Annotated in this window: 11 protein-coding genes and 1 pseudogene; 4 read left to right on the forward strand and 8 right to left on the reverse strand. The window is 41.5% G+C overall.

From position 1 onward, the window contains the following. Positions 1-319 precede the first annotated feature (319 nt). Positions 320-1,246: pseudogene (locus tag RI561_RS13145) on the forward strand (integron integrase); the annotation flags it as partial. Positions 1,247-2,615: 1,369 nt separating this feature from the next. Here RI561_RS13145 and RI561_RS13150 read toward each other — a convergent pair. Beyond that, entirely contained in the window at positions 2,616-3,860 is a 1,245-nt protein-coding gene (locus RI561_RS13150) for an MgtC/SapB family protein (RefSeq protein ID WP_395080714.1), read from the reverse strand. Positions 3,861-4,045: 185 nt separating this feature from the next. Between RI561_RS13150 and RI561_RS13155 the strand changes: the two genes are divergently transcribed. Next, on the forward strand, positions 4,046-4,204 hold the full coding sequence (locus RI561_RS13155) for a GIY-YIG nuclease family protein (protein WP_395080704.1): 159 nt from the start codon (positions 4,046-4,048) through the stop codon (positions 4,202-4,204). Positions 4,205-4,575: 371 nt separating this feature from the next. Here the strand turns inward: RI561_RS13155 and smpB are convergent, their stop codons facing one another. The 4 genes from smpB to RI561_RS13175 form a co-directional block, all read right to left on the reverse strand. After that, on the reverse strand, positions 4,576-5,052 hold the full coding sequence (smpB, locus tag RI561_RS13160; RefSeq protein ID WP_395080705.1) for an SsrA-binding protein SmpB: 477 nt from the start codon (positions 5,050-5,052) through the stop codon (positions 4,576-4,578). A 125-nt stretch (positions 5,053-5,177) separates the two neighbouring features. Next, entirely contained in the window at positions 5,178-5,594 is a 417-nt protein-coding gene (locus RI561_RS13165) for a hypothetical protein (protein WP_395080706.1), read from the reverse strand. Beyond that, entirely contained in the window at positions 5,594-6,811 is a 1,218-nt protein-coding gene (locus tag RI561_RS13170; RefSeq protein WP_395080707.1) for a site-2 protease family protein, read from the reverse strand. The genes RI561_RS13165 and RI561_RS13170 overlap by 1 nt, the downstream gene beginning before the upstream one ends. Positions 6,812-6,821: 10 nt before the next feature. Continuing rightward, complete coding sequence (locus RI561_RS13175; RefSeq protein ID WP_395080708.1) at positions 6,822-8,057, reverse strand: arginine deiminase family protein; 1,236 nt, start codon at positions 8,055-8,057, stop codon at positions 6,822-6,824. Positions 8,058-8,177: 120 nt separating this feature from the next. Between RI561_RS13175 and RI561_RS13180 the strand changes: the two genes are divergently transcribed. Beyond that, on the forward strand, positions 8,178-9,032 hold the full coding sequence (locus RI561_RS13180) for a transglutaminase family protein (RefSeq protein WP_395080709.1): 855 nt from the start codon (positions 8,178-8,180) through the stop codon (positions 9,030-9,032). A gap of 12 nt (positions 9,033-9,044) precedes the next feature. Here RI561_RS13180 and RI561_RS13185 read toward each other — a convergent pair whose 3' ends face one another. The 3 genes from RI561_RS13185 to RI561_RS13195 form a co-directional block, all read right to left on the reverse strand. Further along, a complete protein-coding gene (locus tag RI561_RS13185; protein ID WP_395080710.1) occupies positions 9,045-11,645 on the reverse strand; it encodes an ABC transporter permease in 2,601 nt (866 codons plus the stop codon). 5 nt (positions 11,646-11,650) lie between these two features. Next, positions 11,651-11,989, reverse strand: coding sequence for a PadR family transcriptional regulator (locus RI561_RS13190; protein ID WP_395080711.1), 339 nt, complete (start codon positions 11,987-11,989; stop codon positions 11,651-11,653). Positions 11,990-12,130: 141 nt separating this feature from the next. Further along, positions 12,131-14,848, reverse strand: coding sequence for an alpha/beta hydrolase family protein (locus RI561_RS13195; protein WP_395080712.1), 2,718 nt, complete (start codon positions 14,846-14,848; stop codon positions 12,131-12,133). A 512-nt stretch (positions 14,849-15,360) separates the two neighbouring features. Between RI561_RS13195 and RI561_RS13200 the strand changes: the two genes are divergently transcribed. Further along, positions 15,361-15,978: an ATP-binding cassette domain-containing protein gene (locus tag RI561_RS13200; RefSeq protein ID WP_395080713.1), complete on the forward strand. Its 618-nt coding sequence runs from the start codon at positions 15,361-15,363 to the stop codon at positions 15,976-15,978. The last annotated feature ends 76 nt before the right edge of the window (positions 15,979-16,054 follow it).

The raw sequence follows: 16,054 nt of genomic DNA on the forward strand, positions 1-16,054 counted from the left end.
CTACCTGACCCAAAAATTACCACCGGCTGGAAGCCCACATATTTTGACAGAAAGTAATGCGCCTGACGCGCCCTAACATATTAATATGCGACTTGGGGTATCTTATAAGACGTCGCATAATGTTCCGCACTCCGCCTTTACACCAGCAAACGACATTTTTTTAGTTTTTATGCGAAGAAAGTGTCGCAGAACCACGTCGGATAAAATCCAACTTTTATTGTAAGGAATTGCTTTTTCATCGCTCTAACAATATAGCAACATTATTAATCTTAACAAGTATGTTATGGGCAAATCAAAGTTATTATAGAAGGTTAGGCAAGAAATTCGACGCAGGAACTATAGCTATCGAACGGAACAGGCTTATACGCGGTGGATCGTTAGGTATGTTCAATTTCATGGAATAGTTCATCCCAAAAAACTGGGAGATAAAGAAGTAGAACAATTCTTGAATCATTTGGCAAACGAAAAAAACGTAGCGGCAAGTACACAAAATCAAGCATTATCAGCCTTATTATTTTTGTATAGAAACGTACTTGGCAAAGAAAGCCTGGAACTGGATAATTTGAAAAGAGCTAAAAAACCGCGAAAGCTTCCGGTTGTGCTCTCACATAAAGAGGTGATGATGATTTTGCAGCACCTGCGAGGAAGAACACTGTTGATCTGTGAGCTGCTTTACGGCAGCGGGATCAGAATATCGGAATGCCTTCGGCTGCGCGTACAAGATGTTGACTTCGAAAATGGACAGTTGTGGGTTCGCTCAGGAAAGGGAAATAAAGACCGCGTAAGTTTATTGCCTCAAAAATGTATCCCAAAACTCCGACAGCAAATCAAAAAAGTAAAAGTTATCCATCAAAAAGATGTGGCCAAAGGGTATGGAAAGGCGATTTTACCCAAAGCGTTGGCCCGCAAATATCCCGGAGAACAAATGAGTTTGGGATGGCAGTATTTGTTTCCATCGTCAAGAATATCAAAAGATCCACGTAGCAATAAGGAACACCGGTATCACATCTCAAACCGGCAAATTCAAAGAAAACTAAAAAAAGCCGTAGCAAAGACCAACATCAACAAAAAAGTAACCTGCCACACGTTCCGCCATTCCTTCGCCACACAGCTGCTCCAAAACGGCTACGACATCCGCACCGTCCAGGAACTCCTCGGCCACAAAAACCTCAAGACCACGATGATCTACACTCACGTGATAAATAAGGGCGGTAATTATATCAAATCCCCGGTAGACATTCTTTAACCAAACCAGTCAACCTAAAGCATCTGAAAACACAGGTAAAACTTCTATCAACGCCAACTGACTCGGGTAAATTGGGAAGGATTCATTGCTTGGGAAGCTTGCCATCTTGTGTTTTCTTGATTTTTTGGTTCGTTTTTTATCAAGAAAAAATGGACAAGAAGCCTGGGCAGGCGAAATAGTTGAATTCAAAAATGGAGAAATAAGATCAAGAGGTATTTTAGGTGATTAATTTCTAACGGGCAATAAAGGCGGCAACTACATCAAGTCCCCAGTGGATGTTCTATAAATCGCTTATCGCAATTCGGTCTATCGATCTATCGCAAATCAACTTGAATGAACTGCGATTAACCGAACGATCGATAGACCGATTTGTGAATTTTTTGATCCGGCCTCAGAAAAAAGAGCGCTTGTCCCGCACACCTAAGTGTCAGAATGAAGTCAAGCCTCCCCCATCGAAATCAGCTCAAACTCCGAAAATCCCCTAATTCTTTAACCAAAGTAGTCAAACAAAAGCATCTGAAAACACAGGGAAAACTTTTATCAACGGCAACCAACCCGGGTAAGCTGGACAGGATTCATAGGTTGGGATGCTCGCCATCTTGTGTTTTCTTGATTTTTTGGTTCGTTTTGTATCAAGACAAAATGAACAAGAAGCCTGAGCAGGCGAAATATTTGAATTCAAAAATGGAGAAATAGGCTCAAGGGGTATTTTAGGAAGGATTGATTTCTAACGGGGAATAAGGGAGGTAATTACATAAAATACCCGATAGACATCCTTAATTCTTTAACCAAAGTAGTCAAACAAAAGCATCTGAAAACACAGGGAAAACTTTTATCAACGGCAGCCAACCCGGGTAAACTGGATAGGATTCATAGGTTGGGATGCTTACCATCTTGTGTTTTCTTGATTTTTTGGTTCGTTTTTTACTCGTCCGACTACCGGCGGATCAAGAAAAAATGAACAGTAATGTGGGATCAATGTGATGAGAGTAAATACTAAAGCCAACCCATTCGCTCCAACGCAGAGCGCAAGAGCGAGTACAAAACCTCCAGTCGATGCACTATCAATCGTCCATCGCAAACCGAAAATCGATCTATCGTAAATCAACATGAATGAATTTCGATTAACCGATAGACCGAATGACCGATTTGAGATGTGTGCTTTTCAGAGTTCAATTTCTTTTCCAGGCTCAGACATTAGGCCCTGTAATGAAATAATCAAAAACAGTAATCCATCTTTCCGCTCGGTAAGAGTCGCATAAAAGTGCATAATTCGATGAGAGCGGGGTGATGGATGGGTTCAGGCTTAAATTACTTTGTTATGAATAATAGGTATTGCCAGAAGTGGATCTCTTTTTTCTGAGACCTGCTACACAAACAACCACACACTCAACACCCCACCGGCCGAGATCAATAAAATCATCCAAAGCAGTTCGATGCTTTTCTTCCACCCGACCCAAAAAATAAAGAGCCCGGCTTTAACAATGGTATTGGAAATCACAGCAATCACAATACCGAGGGTGGCTACCGAAGCGGTAATTTCGGATTGGGCCATTTTAGAAAGGGAAAGCGTGATGGCATCCACATCCATCAAACCGGAGAGCAGCGAAAGAAGATAAATCCCCTGATCTCCAAACCATTCCTGAAGGGCTGTGGCTAAGACCAGGATCACGGCTAATAATGCTCCAAATTTTAGGGCAGTTGGCAGCTGAAGCGGATTCCCTAAATCTAAAGTGGGGTTTTCTTCCGGCGATTCTTTCTCTGATTTCAACCAAAGCCAAATCACACAACCCACGGTTAACACCAGCATCACGGCCAGTGGAATCCAGAGTGGTGTTAACAGGGCCGGGTTCACCACAGAGACTTCAATGAAAACCCGCCCCAACATAATGGTGGAAGCAATCAACACTCCGGCTATAAAAATCCGGTGTTGTGCCTTTTCATATTGCTTGGCAAATTGTGCCAGACTTATGGTTACGGCGGTTGAAGAAGCCAGTCCGCCGATAATGGAAGTAAGTATCGTGCCTTTATCCTGCCCCACGTATTTCACCAAAAGATATCCTATAAAAGACAATCCGGATATCAGTACTACCATCCACCAAATCCAATAAGGATTGAGGGTGTCCCATGGACCGTAGCCTTGGTTGGGCAGCAGCGGGAGCAGTATCACAGAAATGATTAACAGCTTAATACCGGCATAAATGACTTCCACTTCAATTTTTTGAAGCCAGCCGTGGAGTACTGGTTTCACGCTCAGGATCGTCATCACTACCACCGCCGAAGCCAGGGATTCAATTTGATATCCCAAAGCAGCCCAGGCCCCGAGTGAATAGGTGATAAGCAGTCCAACCTCAGTGGTGATGCCAATGTCTTTTTCATCCAGTACTTTCTGTTCGAATACGTAGGAAGCAATAATCAATCCCGTAAATGCGAGGAATACCATTCCCAAAATCCATTCGCCGGTGTAGGGAATTAAAACGGCCCAAATTCCCCCTAATAATCCTGATAGGCTAAAAGTGCGAATACCTGCGATGCGATCGCCTTCATCTTCTTTGCGCCCGTGCCATCCCCGTTCTATACCAATGAGCAGGCCAACACCAAGTGCTGCTCCCAGTTTTCAAATAAGATCTAATTGAGCATCCATGGGGAAAATCCCTTAATTCACCTGAATTAGATTGAAAATTATGACTTCGTTGTCACCTTTGTAGATGTTAGATAATTCGAGGACAAATAAAAAATGTGTAAGGAATTGTATTTTCATCGCTCCAATGAGTATGAAGAAACGATTATTATGTATACATGCTAAGTAATACTTCTAAAATGATCTATACCGGTATGACCGGTAAACTTGAGCGAAGAATTTATGAGCATAAGAATAAGTTAGTAGAAGGCTTTACCAAAAAATATAACCTTCATTCATTAGTCTATTACCACTGGACGGACGATAAAAGAAAATAGAGCTTATTGAAAGTATGAACCCTAAATGGGAAGAACTTGCTAAGGCTTGGTTTTCTTGAATATCTTCAATAGTTGTCACCCTGAGCGGGAAAAGAGTTTGGGTTGGCTGGTGGTATAACGCGAAGGGTCTCAATGGTTGATCTGGCAGGTAGTATTGGCGAGTGAGATCCCTCGTGTAAGGCAGGGTTTTCTTCGGCTAATTTTGGGCTACTCGGGATGACAGCTTTTGGGGTTGTGGTACAATTGGTTCGGAAGTTTTAGGACTGACCAACTCTTTTTTGTCATCGAACCATCTAAGATCTATAAGGATAATAATTTTAGAGACTATATCTCGAACTCACGTTAATTACTCAAATGTATGACAAGTAAAACTACAAGTTGATCTTGTAATTCCCCTTCACGTTACGCTCAATTTGTCGCTTCACATCTTTTTCTTTGATGGACTCGCGCTTATCGTACTGCTTTTTACCTTTGGCAATACCAATGAGCACTTTCGCATTTCCTTTTTTGAAGTAGAGCTTTAACGGCACAATGGTATAGCCTTTTTGCTCTGTCGCCTTTTCAAGTTCTCTGATTTCCCGTTTATTCAGCAACAGTTTTCGGGGACGCGTTTCATCATGATTGTAATAGGAACCATGTTCATAGGGCTTAATGTACATATCCCGCAAAAAAACCTCTCCGTTTTGGATATAGGCAAAGGTATCCGCAAAGCTTGCTTTGCCTTGTCGCAATGACTTCACCTCCGTTCCTTTTAAAACCAAACCGGCCTCATAGGTTTCTTCGATGTTATAATCGTGCCGGGCTTTTCGGTTTTGTATGGTTGGCGTGGTCTTTTTTTGGTCGCTCATTTGATCACGGTTTGTGGTGATACAGTGCTAATGTCACTTCATTATTGCCACTAAATCCCGAAAACACTAAAAAATATATTTGTTAGTGCTTAGGAGATTATGTGGCTTTCCTTCCGACTTTTCAATTAGATTTGAAACCCGAATTCTTCTAACTCATCAAGAACATCCTGCGCCGGCTGTCGGTCAGGGAAGGTTCGATAAATATTTAGAATCTGCTGAATTTCGGCGCGGGCTTTTTCATTATCAGGATTGATCTCTAAAACTGAGATAAACTCTCTTAACGCATTATTGGCGTTTTCCCGCATGGAAGCCGGATCGGCATTATAAATCAGGTAGATACCATGCTGCAGGTGCACATTTTCTTTGAGTGATGTTACTTCCTCAGAGGCTTCTTGATCTTCAAGCAGTGCCAGGGCTTCATCAAAACTTTGTTCTGCAATTAAAGTATCCACTTGCTGATCCAGAGATTGAGAAGATTCTGAACAAGCGGTGAATAATCCTATTGATAGTACTAAAAAGCTAAATATTCGTAGTGTTTTCATTAATTCATATAAATTGGGTTGGGACTAATACAGAGTATGAAGATAAGCATACTCAGCCATCCTATCACGCGGCGAGTGGGAGATAATTTCTCTTCGATCTGAACGGGAGGATGTTCCACTTTCACCACAAAGGCAACAAAGAAACTCCATATAAGCCAGATAAAGGAGGATTGACCGGGGTCGGGAATTCCAAAAATAGAATAATATCCAATGGTAAGGAGTACAGAAAGGCCGATCATAGCGTTTACCCAGTATCCCTTTGTGCGGAATGCTTTATTCATTAGGATATATAAGGCAAACCCCCAGACTACCCATTCAGCATAGGGAAGCTGTACATAATTTGAAATTAATTCACGGAGTACGGGGATGACTTCTGTTCCGGCTAAGGCGGTAATACAGGCAAAGAAAATCCGGGCGACAATACTGTGTTTTTTATATCCAATGAGTGAATATAGAATATGTCCCCCATCCAGTTGTCCGACAGGCATGAGGTTTAATGCGGTAAAAAATAATCCCAGCCATCCGGCAAACAAAAACGGAAAATGATACATCTCCCACATTGGAGGGACGTTATCAAACATGGAGGCAAGCGCTGTATAGAGGATGGTATTACCAACGGTAAGCACGCCCTGTCCTTCTACTTCATCGGTTATGAAATCGGGATAAGCACCATTTTGGGCTACATATTCTTTGAGTTCTTCGTGACCGGCAAAATTTTGGACGAAATCCGGCTCGGGCAAAGTGGCAAATCCAATGAGCAGCACAGCTAAGGCCACTATAAAACCGGCTACTGGACCGGCGGCCCCCACATCAAAAAGTTTATGCATTTTATTGATGCGTTCCTTGATACGGATCACTGCGCCAAGCGTACCTATGCCCAAGGGAATGGGAATATAATAGGGTAAGGTGACCTTAATTTTATGGTGAACCGCGGCAAAGTAATGCCCGAATTCGTGGAAGGTTAAAAAGGCGAGGAGTAATCCGGCGAACAAAAGTCCGCGGAGTATGTCACCGGTATTTGGGATGCCGAAGGGAAATAGGACCGGATCAAACCCTACAAAATTGGCTCCCGTCATTGTCACAAAGAAAACAGTGAGCAAGAACAAACCCAGATGCTTTAACATGGTTTTGGTGTCAGGCTTATTCTTAGGCTCTTGTTTTGATGAAATAACTTCGTAATCGGTAGTAATTTCGTCTTGAAATGGATTTTGGCTCAATCGTCTCTCTTTAAACAGTTAGCGGTTTTCTTGAAATAGGCAAGGTCATACAGCGAGCGCCGCCCCGGCCCCGGCATAATTCATGCCCCTGAAAACTGATGGCTATCTTTTTTCCCGAATTGGGGTCCAGTTCCTTTTTGCTGTATTCTTCTACAAATTCAAATTGATTCATTAAATCATAGCCGTGTTCAACCAGGGAATTAAAAGTGTTGGTATTACGCTCGTAGCCCACAATTATTCCGGGGGCAAGGGCAAAAACGTTGGCACCGTCGGTCCATTGTTCACGGAACTGATTAGTTCGGTCTTCCCCACCGCATTTGATGAAATTGAAATCTTTGTCGGTACATTCTTCGAGAGCCAATAGCAATGACTGACGGGTTTCGGTTTTAATAGAATCTCCGTCTTTGAACAGGGCTACAACATTGTCTTCTTGTTCCATGATGGCCGGTGGAAAAGCAATACATTCATTGTGATCAGCAAAGGTGAAAATGGTATCAAGGTGCATGGATGAACGCTGCTTCGGGATATCTACCGCCAGAACGGTTTCTACTCCATTATCTAATAATCCCTCCGTGGCTTTGATCAATCCGCTAAAGGAAGTGCGCTGACTCATTCCAATTAAAACCAGTTTGTTGGATACCACCAGTACATCACCGCCCTCAATAGATTGCTGCCCTGCTATGCGGATGGCATTTTCTTTCACCGATTTAAATAAGGGATGAAAATTAACCAAGGTTTCCATCATCAGAGATTCACGCCGGCGGGCTTTTTTAGCGGCTTTTGAAATCAAAATATTTCCACCTACTACGGCTGCAAGATCTCGGGTAAACAATAAGTTAGGAGAAGGATTCAAGGTAAACCCTTTAGAGTTTTTCAGGTATCCTTGTACGATGAAGTTTACAAAATCCTGATTATTTAACTTGGTCATCTCTTGCTCGATGACATGCAGGTTTGCTTCCGGAAATTCTTTTACGAATTGTTCTACAAAATACGCACGGGCATCATCTTGCTCAAAAACTTCAAGCAGCAGATCTACAATTTCGATTACTTGTCCGCCGGAGGGCATAGCGGCTTTAAAGATATCGAGCATGTCAAGGTGTTCTCCGCGGGCATCTTCTTCAAAGATGATATCGTCAAAAAGCAGTTCATCTTTAAGTTCGGGGTTCACCAAAGAGACCTCACGTCCCGGAGTGTGAACAATTACCCCCTGTAAATGTCCGATTTCAGAAGAAACATTTATATCCATAAAACAGTTATACGGTTGATTAATTAAAGCGGTGAAATATACAGGTTAACGAGCGGATTTATAAGCAGTAATTGGTTTATTGAATCAATATCTTGACCGCTCAGAGCAAAGGAATTTATTATGACCACTAAAAATGAAATTGAGTCACTACTTTTTTTAATGGATGATCCGGATCCGTTTGTGAAAGAAAGTGTGGAAAATCGGTTGCAGGAACTGGGTGAAAATGCCGTGCCTCTGCTGGATGAATATCGGGCGGAAGTGAATACAGAAGATGCCAGGGAAAAGGTAAATGAAATCATCCATAAGCTGACGTTTGAGACACTGGAGCAGGATTTCCTGGAGATTTTAGAGGGAGGCGTTAAAACAAGAAGGAGTTTGGAAACGGCAATATTCACTTTGGCTCGTTTTGGAAATCCAACCCTTAGAATATCCAATTACCAGGCTAAACTGGATCATTTTGCTGACATTGTTGAGCATCAGGTAAAGTATAAACTTGATGAAAAACGTAAAATGAAGGGGTTTCTTAAGTTTATTTTCGAAGATTTGAATTTCAGGGGAGATGCGGAAGACTATCATGCCCCAAGAAATTGTTTTTTGGATAAGGTTATTGATAACCGAAAAGGACTTCCTATTTCCCTTAGCCTTATTGTAATGTTCGTAGCAAGGCGCCTTGAGCTGCCCTTTTTCGGCATCAATATGCCCATCCATTTTATGCTGAATTACGTGGGAGATAAAGAAGAGTTACTCATCGATCCCTACGATAACGGGGCTATAGTTACCTATGATCAATGCTATTTCTTTTTGAAGAAAAATAATATTGAAGCCCGTCCGGAGCATTTCCAGATAGCCACGAACATGGACATCATTTTACGTTGCATCCGAAACCTCATTCACAGCTATGAGCGAAAAGAGGAAATGGAACGGGTTGTAGATTTACGAAAGCTGCTAAATGTGGCTGAGATGTATCAGGGGTAAATTGGTTGAACTCTATTCAGAACGCAGGTTAGAAACCGGGTTTGTTTTTGCTGAACGATATGTTTGACTGCTGATAGTTAACAATGCTAAAACCGTTGCCAACAGCGCTCCAAAAAGATGAACTGAAAGGCCAAATTCAGCTTTATTAGACATGGTTTGAAGCCAAAGGGAATTGATAAACCATGAGGCCGGAATACTGATTAAAACCGCAATGGCAATCATCCACAAATACTCCTTAGAAAGCGTAAGCACCAACTGGTTGACAGAAGCCCCCAGTACTTTTCGAATTCCAATTTCTTTAACCCTGTTTTCTGAAGAATAAATGGCCAATCCAAGTAACCCAAGACAAGAAATAAATACTGAGAACACAGCCATTAATCCCAATATTTTAATCATATCTATAAAAACGCTTAAACTTGGATTGTTGCGCAGTTCTTCGTTTAATATGGTGTAGTGAAGTGGGAAGGCACTGTTCATGTTTTCCCATAGTGACTCCAATTCATTTACAAAACCAACGGTTTTACCGGGTTGCATTTTGATGAGGGCAAACCGGCTTTTTTTGGGTTGAAAAAGCAGTATGCTTGGGTCATTTGTGCTGGTAATATCCGTCGCTACAAAGTTGTCAACTACACCGGCTATGGTAACAGGGGCATCATAATTTGTCATTTCAATGGCTTTATTTATTGCATCAACCGGTGTATCAAAGCCTAATTTTTGCATTAATGCTTTAGTGATAATAACGGAATGGGTAGAATCAGAACTCAGTGTAGGGTTGAAATTTCGTCCGGCCAGTAAATTCAATTCCATTGTTGGGATAAAATTTTCATCAACGCGAAATGAGGGTGCCTCAATTTTTTCTGAACCGGTGACCGAACTAACTTCTTCAATATAAGTAGATCCTGTACCCGGAATAGGGAAAACAGTTGTCACAGACTGCACATCCGGGTTTGCTGATAATTCATTTTTGATTTGAGTTAATTGAACATCCTTAAGCTGTATACTTATAGTGGCTTCATCATTAAATCCATAATCGGTGTTTACCAAATGGTTAAATTGAAGGTACAACATGATGGATGTAGTGATAAAAATGATGGAAAAGGTGAACTGGCCCACCGTGATTATCTTCTTTAATGTTTGCCCTGAAATATTGTGGGTATTTGATAAACCTTTTAGCACCTGGGCCGGGTTAAAAGATGAAAGATAAATGGAAGGATAAAGACCAGCTGAAATTCCCACTATTACACTGAATGCAATTAAGACCAAAAGAACCTCAGGCTGAAGCAATAGGGAAGTATCCACAGATGCTTTCATAAAATTGATAAAGTATAAGCTGTTGAATTCCGGCAATAGCCATTGCAATAAAAAAGTTGAAAACAGCAAAGCAAACATCACAATCATTATCGATTCAAGTATAAACTGCTTCATTACGCTTGAACGATGAGCCCCATGTACTTTTCGGACACCTACTTCTTTACTCCTGCTTAATGACCGGGCAATGGTCAGGCTCACATAATTGAAACAAGCAATGAGGGTAATAACAACGGTAAATCCAATTAAAAACCAGGCAATTACTCCGGGGATAACGAATCCGATTTCATTATTATTCATAGTACCCAAATTGATGGAAGTTATTGGCTGAACGGCAAAACGTGCAATTCTTGAACCCTCTTCCTCCATATAATTCAAGTCAATTTGCTGCTGAATTTTAGATTCGAAAATATCAGTTTCAGCTTTTTTATCCAGTAGTAAATAGGTATAAGAATTCCATAAGGTATTCTTCCAATTGTCAAAATAGTCTTTTCGGTCTGGGTCTGCCGTTAAGGTTGAATAAGATGCAATAGCTTCAAAATCGAAATGTGTTTTTGGGGAATTATCGATGATACCGGTAACGGTATAATCCCGGTTACCGATTTTTGTAATTACTTTTCCCAATGGATCTTCATTACCAAATAATTTTTGAGCACTTTCGGGCGTAAGCAGCACACTTCCGGGTTCTTTTAAGGCAGTTTCAATATCACCTTGTAGCAATTCAAAACTAAAAACCGACAGAAAACCTTGACCTGCATAAAAGCCTGAAAGGGGTACATCAATTTCAGAATATCGGAAATCACCGTAAAAACCACCGTTCACCTTAACTGTTTGCTCGACTTCAGGATATTGATTTGCTAAAATATCCCCCAGTGAAGCCGGTGTGGTTGCAAACATGCTACCGGAAGAAGAACTTTCAAAGGTAACCCGGACAATACGCTCACTGTTTTCATGAAATCGATCATAACTTTTCTGATCGATGATAAATAAAATCAAAAGCAAGCAAACAGAGAGACTTGCTGCCATCCCAAAAATATTGATGAGCGAAAAGCCGGTGTGCTTTTTAATATTACGCCAGCTTACTTTCAGATAGTTTAAAAACATAGTAGTGTTCCAGATTAATGATTGAAGTATAAACCATGGGATAGACCGAATGCATTGTGACCAAAACCTGAGCCTGGCTTTGGCTATGCCATCCTTTTGCTTGGTATAATGAAATTCCTCTTCCAAATCACCGATGATGTGGTGTAGATCCGGCGGCAATATCTTATCCAGTAGGGAAGTAATGAGACGTGGTTTTGACATAGCAATTAACTTTTAGAAGGGGTCCAGCCAAATCCAATATCAGGTAACCCTGACCATGCATGTTCTTGAACGGTTTTCACTTGTTGCAAGGCCCCAACCCCCTTTTGGGTAAGTTTAAAGAATCGTTTCGAACGACCTCCCCGTTCATCTGTAGGCTCACTGTCCCAGGATTCCAGGTACCCTCGTTTTTTGAGTCGTTTAAGAGGAACATACACGGCTCCGACTGATAAATCCTGACCCGTTAGTTCATAAAGGTGCTTTCTGATTTCCAACCCATAAGCCTCATCTTGCAATTTCCAAACGGATAACAAAATCAACTCTTCCATTCGTGAAAGAATATCCATAGCGCATTTATTTTAAAAATTAAAATAAATAAACGGAAGATCATGAAAAGTGTCAAAAAATATTTAGAATTGTTTGACAGATATAAAAAAAGCCTGCACCAAATTATTGATGCAGGCTCTTATAGATTGATGTCCAAAATGTTATTCTTCTTGCATAGCAGGTCGTTCTAAATAGGGAATCCCACTTTCGATCCATTCCGGTGCTTCTTCCCCTTTAAGGAAATGCTCATGCCACTGAAAAGCCCGGTTGGCATAATCAATCTGATTTTCCTTGCGGGCTAAACCGTGATTCTCGCCTTCATAAACCAGCATCACGTACGGTTTTTCCATCCGGCGCATGGTGTTGTATAATTCTACACCCTGATTGAAATCTACGGCACCATCATCGGTTCCAAATTCAACAAGCAGAGGAGTGGTGTTGTCTTCCATTTGGAAGATGGGGGAGTTTTCGATGAAGTTATCCCAGTCTTGCCAGTATGGATCTGGAAACCTACCCTGACTTACTTCGAAAATCTGGGCATCGGGCGTTCCAGAATTCCAATACACCGAGTTATACATACTTACCATGTTGGTGAGTGGTGCACCTGCGACAGCAGAGTTGAATATATCAGTTTGGGTAATGATGAATGCGGTTTGGTAGGCTCCCCAGGAGTGACCGGTCAGCCCGATTTTATCTTCATCGATCATGCCGGTTTCCAAGACGGTTTCAACGGCAGGAACTACACTTTCAACCGCAGAAACTCCCGGATCACGAAGTTCGTAATTGATATCAGGCTCAAACACAAAATATCCTTCGGAAGAATACCGGCGCATATTATATGCACTGGTTCGTGATGGGATGCTGTAGTTGTGCATGTTTTGCGAACGCAGCTCATAAATATAAGTGATCATGGGATACTCCTTGCCTTCTTCGTAGTTGGCAGGGTACAGCAGGCGTCCCTGTAGCTTATCGCCACGGGCATTGGTGAAGGTGATGAGCTCATCATCAGCCCAATGAAATTCTTCCTGCTGGGGATTGGTATCCGTAATTTGATTAGGGTTATTGAAATTATTTCCGGTGTGGAAGAAGTTTGGCGACTCCGTAGCACTTTCCATCATGAACACAAACTGGTTGGCATCTTCGGCTTTATCCAGGCGGTTTATCATTTTAGAATCGTAGATAAGTTCCTCCAGACGGTCTCTGCGATCTAAGCGGGCATAGCCGTGGTCTTTGGTGTAGTATCCATATTTTGAGAAGTAGATAGGCTCACCGTCAGCTAAGTAATCTTCTTCATAATCCAACCTGGTTTGGCGGTACTGAATTTCGTCTTCGGTTCCGTTGGTCAGGTTTTCGTGGTTACTGCCATCAGCCCAAACGCGATATACATCGTATTCGTCATAAAGCAGGACCCATTCATCGCCTTCAACCCATTGTCCGCTGCCAAAGGGACGAAAATTTTCCCGGCCAAAAACAGCTTTATAATTCTCAAAACGGGTATCAATATTTTCGGTGATATTGGTATGCGATTCTTCGCTGATATCGTAGGTCCACCAGTCATTATCTTTGAAATAGAGTACGTATTCTCCACCCGGACTGCTGCTTGCATTTTCGTGACGTTCAAGGATCATCGTTCGATCTCCCGTATCCACATCAACCAGGTAGATGTCATTCCATTGTTCCCGGAAAGCAGGTTCATAAGGATTCGGATCGTAGCCGATGGCATGTTTTTGATCTCCGGTAAGATTTACATTCTCAACTTGATCATCTTCAAGCTGCACAAACCGATCATCATTCAAGTGCCATGCAGATAAGTAATTATCGCGACGATTCTGATTCTGTCGTACTTCCTGCTGGGGTTGGATTTCAGCATCTTCCCAGTGCCAAATTTCAACATTAGTTGGATCCATGCCTTCGTTTAGCTTAGCAATGGCTGAGGTATCTTCCGGTTCTTCAGTATCCAGCTCCCACTCTTTGATGCCAAATAAAACCGTTTCAGCATCATCAGACCAGGTTATTCCGGCGAAATCCACGACTCTGTGATGTTCCGGAATGCTGTTGTTCTCGGTATGATCAAAGGTCATAGCAGAACTTGGCCGGTTTACATTAGGAAAGGCGTGAACCGTATGCGTTTCGTCTTTGTGAACAGTATCACTTTTCGTTTTCATGAAAGCGAGTGCATTGTCTTCATCATGCCAGGTGAGGCCTTTGTAGGTTTCGGTGTCACTGTCCAGTACGGTAACCGAATTTTTTGACAAGTTTACCAAGTGAACGCCATTACCGAGTTTTTCGGAGGCATCAATAGTAAGCGCAAGATGAGAGCCGCTGTCGTTAAAGCTATAATCGGAAACATTTCCCAACAGCTGATTCGATCCGGTACTTAAATCTCTAAGGATGAGATCCGTGCCATCTGATTTCACCCCTTCAGCTTTATACTTTTGCATCACAAGGTGACTTCCGGTCTCATTGAAATCAAAATCCTGAATCATTTTGATAGTATCCACTTCTGATGTGGCGAGGTTCATCAGACCCAAGTCATATTGCACTCGCTTATCTTGTTCCTCCAGTTTTTCAGCCTCATCTTCTGATACTCCTATACGGAAGGCAAACCATTTATTATCGTTCGAAAAAACAGGGCTTGAGCTGTACATAAATTTATGCTCTTCATCAGAGTTGACGTTGGTGAGCATCAGCCACCCGTCTCCTTCAACCAAAGAAATTTGATAGGCAAACCAGTTGGCATCATCAGAAAAAGCGGTGCCATAAATACTTTGCCATTGTGCGTAATCAGCCGGTTCAAGATCTTTCTTTTGTGCATAAAGGGAACTTGATACCAGCAATAAAAACATCAAAATACCATAACTGAATAGTTGTCTTTTCATCTATACATCCCGTTAGTTAAAATTTGCTGTTGTAACAGTACCAAAATAAATGCACAAATGCATACTTAGCGGGTTTAAAGCTTTCTCAAAAGGGCGGGCTTTAGAACTCGTTGGGTTTCAATCAATAAATTTCGTTAGCCTCAATGTATGCTCCGACGCAGAGCTTCAGAAGCGAGCGGGATTTGGAGTAAAAGAACCATATTCTATTTTTTTACTATAATCTGACATGAAAAGGTTGGCTTATAAAATTCTTCTAAAAAAGTATTTTCTGATAGACATGGGAGTTTTGCTCTTACTGATTGTCTTACCGATTTACGTAAATCCCGGTGATGTTCTATCAATTATACAAAGGGCGATTCTATACAGTGGCTTTATTACACCGGCAATTAGTTATTTTGAAATTAAGAATAGTAACCAGCTTCCATTTTATGATAATTTAAATGTATCCATCTTTCCCCCATACTTGTCAGTGCTGATTATAAAAATGTTGTTATCCTTTAGTATAGGTCACTATGTGTAAGTCAAAAATGATCTTGGATAGCGTGTTCTTTAATTACCAAGATTTGGAGGTGTTAAAGGGGGTATATCTTGAAGTTGAGCAAGGGAGTATTACCTGCCTGATTGGAAGGAATGGCTCCGGTAAAAGCACCTTGTTCAAAATTGCGGCGGGACAGCTTCATACGGATAATGGAATAACACGTTTCAGGGATAAACGACTTCACAGAGCCTCAAAGAAAGAGCGATTTGAACACTTGGCTTATTTACCCCAAAAATCATTTTTGCCGACATCACTAAAAGTGAATGAATTGATAAATGAAGGTGATTTTAATAAAGATGACATTATTCAGCGGGTAAAAGATAGCAACATTAAAAACCTTTCAACCGGAGAGAGAAGGTACGTGGAAATTCTATTTGTGATTTCACTAAACAGAGATTTCCTGTTGTTGGATGAGCCTTTTACCGGTTTGTCGCCCATTTTAATTGAAAAAATTATAGAACATATTAAAGCCGTGAAAAAGCAAGGGAAGGGGGTTCTGATCTCCGATCATTATATGAGATATATCGTAGATGTTGGGGATACTTTTTATCTGTTGGAAAACGGGCAAGTTAAAGCTATCGATTCTGAATAAGAAGGATCATCATGGTCGGCCTGATCGAGTTGATCCAACCACTGCTGAAGTTGCCGGGCGGTAGCTTCCAGGGCCT

It is taken from the genome of Gracilimonas sp., assembly GCF_031581265.1.
Taxonomy (GTDB): domain Bacteria; phylum Bacteroidota; class Rhodothermia; order Balneolales; family Balneolaceae; genus Gracilimonas.

Bases quoted from the DNA above. Each gene is read 5' to 3' on its own strand.
- RI561_RS13165 (WP_395080706.1), bottom strand. From the start codon at position 5,594: ATGAAAACACTACGAATATTTAGCTTTTTAGTACTATCAATAGGATTA.
- RI561_RS13200 (WP_395080713.1), top strand. From the start codon at position 15,361: ATGTGTAAGTCAAAAATGATCTTGGATAGCGTGTTCTTTAATTACCAA.
- RI561_RS13195 (WP_395080712.1), bottom strand. From the start codon at position 14,848: ATGAAAAGACAACTATTCAGTTATGGTATTTTGATGTTTTTATTGCTG.
- RI561_RS13175 (WP_395080708.1), bottom strand. From the start codon at position 8,057: ATGGATATAAATGTTTCTTCTGAAATCGGACATTTACAGGGGGTAATT.
- RI561_RS13155 (WP_395080704.1), top strand. From the start codon at position 4,046: ATGCTAAGTAATACTTCTAAAATGATCTATACCGGTATGACCGGTAAA.
- smpB (WP_395080705.1), bottom strand. From the start codon at position 5,052: ATGAGCGACCAAAAAAAGACCACGCCAACCATACAAAACCGAAAAGCC.
- RI561_RS13180 (WP_395080709.1), top strand. From the start codon at position 8,178: ATGACCACTAAAAATGAAATTGAGTCACTACTTTTTTTAATGGATGAT.
- RI561_RS13185 (WP_395080710.1), bottom strand. From the start codon at position 11,645: ATGTCAAAACCACGTCTCATTACTTCCCTACTGGATAAGATATTGCCG.
- RI561_RS13190 (WP_395080711.1), bottom strand. From the start codon at position 11,989: ATGGATATTCTTTCACGAATGGAAGAGTTGATTTTGTTATCCGTTTGG.